General features: G+C 65.4%; 5 protein-coding genes. 2 read left to right on the top strand and 3 right to left on the bottom strand.

Annotation, left to right across the window (positions count from 1 at the left end; genetic code table 11):
• Positions 1 to 178: phage head-tail joining protein (locus tag ROE7235_RS21050; RefSeq protein ID WP_121097559.1), on the bottom strand; the 178-nt coding region annotated here is incomplete at its 3' end.
• Between the two features lie 47 nt (positions 179 to 225).
• Here ROE7235_RS21050 and ROE7235_RS20465 point away from each other — a divergent pair.
• Positions 226 to 840: a plasmid pRiA4b ORF-3 family protein gene (locus tag ROE7235_RS20465; protein ID WP_085881315.1), complete on the top strand. Its 615-nt coding sequence runs from the start codon at positions 226 to 228 to the stop codon at positions 838 to 840.
• Positions 837 to 1,100 (top strand): GIY-YIG nuclease family protein, encoded by a 264-nt coding sequence (locus tag ROE7235_RS19135; RefSeq protein ID WP_200812592.1) that lies wholly within the window; start codon positions 837 to 839, stop codon positions 1,098 to 1,100. Before ROE7235_RS20465 ends, ROE7235_RS19135 begins: the two co-directional genes overlap by 4 nt.
• A gap of 119 nt (positions 1,101 to 1,219) precedes the next feature.
• Here ROE7235_RS19135 and ROE7235_RS19140 read toward each other — a convergent pair whose 3' ends face one another.
• Both ROE7235_RS19140 and ROE7235_RS19145 read right to left on the bottom strand, forming a co-directional pair.
• The gene (locus tag ROE7235_RS19140) at positions 1,220 to 1,459 is read right to left on the bottom strand and encodes a CDGSH iron-sulfur domain-containing protein (RefSeq protein WP_085881316.1); all 240 of its coding nucleotides are present in this window, start codon (positions 1,457 to 1,459) and stop codon (positions 1,220 to 1,222) included.
• Positions 1,460 to 1,551: 92 nt separating this feature from the next.
• Positions 1,552 to 2,960, bottom strand: a 1,409-nt coding sequence (locus ROE7235_RS19145; RefSeq protein WP_183073593.1) for a phage terminase large subunit family protein, incomplete at its 5' end; no start/stop codon positions are given.

Here is a 2,960-nt window from a genome sequence, read left to right on the forward strand (position 1 = left end):
CGATCCGCCGGCCCTCGGCCGCGGCGATCTCGCGGTCCAGCGCCTCGATGGCGCGGTCGATCTCGACCACGCTGCGATACTCGACGGTCTTGCCGTCATAGCTGACCCGCGCCACGCCGGAGGAGCGTTGTGCCGAGAGGGCGTCACGGCGGGACTTCAGATCGACGATTGTGGACATGCGGCCGGCCTTCTATCTTCAGGGTATCGCAGCATCCGGAGCCGGACATGTCAGAAACCGTTGCCCGCATTCGCATTGAACTCGAAGACACCGATCCCCTCGTCTGGCGCGAGCTGGATCTGCCAATGTCGACCACGTTGGCCGCGCTGCACGACATCATTCAGGTCGTGATGGATTGGTGGGACTACCACCTTTACGAGTTCGTGATCGGCGACAAGATCTATGGCGAGCCGCATCCCGATGACGAGATCTACGAACGCAAGGTTTACAAGGCCAGGGCGATCCGGCTTGGCACACTGCTGGATCGCGACGTGCGCGCGTTCGTCTACGTCTATGACTTCGGAGATAACTGGCGGCACCGGATCACCGTCGAAAGTGTCCGGCAGGGTGATGCGGATACCGTATATCCCAAATTCATCGCCGGCGCACGCCGGGCCCCGCCCGAGGACGTTGGCGGCATCACCGGGTTCGAGGAGTTCCTCGAAGCGGTGTCCGATCCCGAACACGAGGACCACGAGCGCCTGCTGGAATGGTACGGCAAGCCCTTCGACCCGGAAGACATCGACGAGCGAAGCCTGCACGTGAGCATCAACGACTTCGCGGCGCGGCGGCGCGGGCCGCTCCTGAGGCATCGCGGCGATGCGCGCAAAAAGCCGTTGTGACCGGGTTTGTCTATGTCCTTGGCAGCCGGACTGCCTCTCGGTATCGCACCTATGTCGGGTGGACCCTCGATCTCGAACGTCGCCTGGCCGAGCACAATTCCGGCATCGGCGCGAAATCGACACGCGGCAGTGTGTGGACCCTGATCTATGCCGAACGATGGCCCTCCCGCATCGAGGCCATGCGCCGCGAATGGCACCTCAAGCGCGACCGTTCCCTGCGACGGAGCCTTGCGCGATCGGCGCAGGGTCTTGGGCGCTGATCGACCAGAGTCCCCGACCCGTGCCGGGCACGCTCGCTGATTCTGGACACTGAAAGCCTGATCGGCATGGCAGCGACTGATGTCGATGCCATGCCGTTGCCGAGATCGTTGTCCGGAATTTACAGGCTTGAATGCGTGCCATCGCAGAGCGGAGCGTTGTTCGTATGCTTGCACCCGCAAAAGAACACCTTGCCGGTCTTTTCGGCCGTGTACTTCACCGGGGAAAAGCCCGAGCCCTTGTGGCTGCCGTCGCAGAAAGGCTGATTGCTGCTATTGCCGCAGGCGCACCACATGTAGGTCTTGCCCTCTTCGACATCCGTCGGGAATGGGGCTTTTTGCGCGATGGTTGGCTCGGTCATTGGCTACTCCGTCCTTTTATTACCTCCCTGGAGATAGCATCTCCGCTGCGCGCGGCAAAGACGATGCTCCGACCGCGCTGAAGTATCAGCGCTCACCCCATGTAGCTCGACCGCATGGTCCGTCGTCGTGGCGCAGTCCGGCCTTGGGCGCGCGGTGCAGCGCCTTGCCCGGTGTCGGTCTCGTTCGCCTTCGCCACGCCAAGCTGGTCTTCCAGATCTGCCCATCGCGCCTCCGACCAGCGGTCGGCCCCCGCAATCCAGGCGGCGGCCCGCGCATACACCCGACAATCCAGCGCCTCGTTGCGTTCGCGCAGCTTCTGCCATTCGAGTTTGGTGAACCCCCGCCTGCTCTTGACGGTCACCAGTTGTTCGGCCGTCAGCTGTTTCAGCCATTCGGCATCGGCCCATGATGGCAGATGCACGGTTCCGGGCGGAAAGGACGCACCGGCAGTAATTTCCTCGGGTGTCGGCCGGTCCTGCCGCAGGAAGCGATAGGTTTCGGCCTTGAAGGTCGAGGTCGCCACGCTCCACAACCGCGCGCCGCGCCGCAGGCGTTTGCCGCCGATGGTGGCATCGACATAGGTCGGCCCGGTCACCGGGCTCGCCCGGTTGAAGCCTTCGAGCCCCTTCACGGGCGCGACCTGCGCAAAACCCACCTGCCGCGCCCACGCGTAAACCGCGCTGGTCTCGAAGCCCGAGTCGATCGCGAACCGCGCGATGGTCAGGTGCTGGCCTCTCTCATGCGCCCATGTCCGGACCAGCAGGTCCGTCAGCGTCTGCCAGCAGTCCGGATCGCCGGGCCCACCCTCGATAACGATGTGATCGACCAGCCAGCTTTCCAGCCCGCGGCCCCAGGCCCAGACATCGACCTCGATCCGGTCCTTCTGCACATCCGCACCCGCCGTCAGGAACAGCCCCTTTTCCGGCACCGTGCCCGGCGCCCACGCCTCGCGCCGGTCGGCCAGCCGCTGCCAGTCCGGGGCCTCGCCGGTCTCCATCCAGGTCTCGCCAAGCACGGTGTTCCGGAACGCCCGCAGCGCTTCGTCGCTGCCCCGTGCCGCCTCGTGCGCCCGCGCGATCCGGGTCCAGCCGAGCCAGCCCACCGGCGAGTAGAGCGCCGAGAGGTGATAGCCAACGGTGCCGGGATCTTCGGACTCAGCGGTCGCGCGCCATTCGCCGGCTGCCAGCATGGCCGTCTTGTGGTGCTCGGCAATGGCCGCATCGCAGCCCTCGCAGTGATATTCGGCGGTGTCCGGCTGGCCCTTGTCCCAGCGGAGCCGCTCGAACTTCAGCCATTGCACATGGCCGCAATGCGGGCACGGCACATGATACCGGCGCTGATCGCTGGCCTCGAACTCGCGCTCGATGCGGCTCAGCCCCCGGATCGTCGGCGTCGAGACGAGGAACACCTTGCGCCGGTGGGCAAAGGTCAGCGAGCGCGCCTCGGCCAGCGTCACCGGATCGCCTTCCTCGTCGGCCGAGGCCGGATACGCGTCGACCT

This window comes from Roseinatronobacter ekhonensis, from assembly GCF_900499075.1.
Taxonomy (GTDB): Bacteria; Pseudomonadota; Alphaproteobacteria; order Rhodobacterales; family Rhodobacteraceae; genus Roseinatronobacter; species Roseinatronobacter ekhonensis.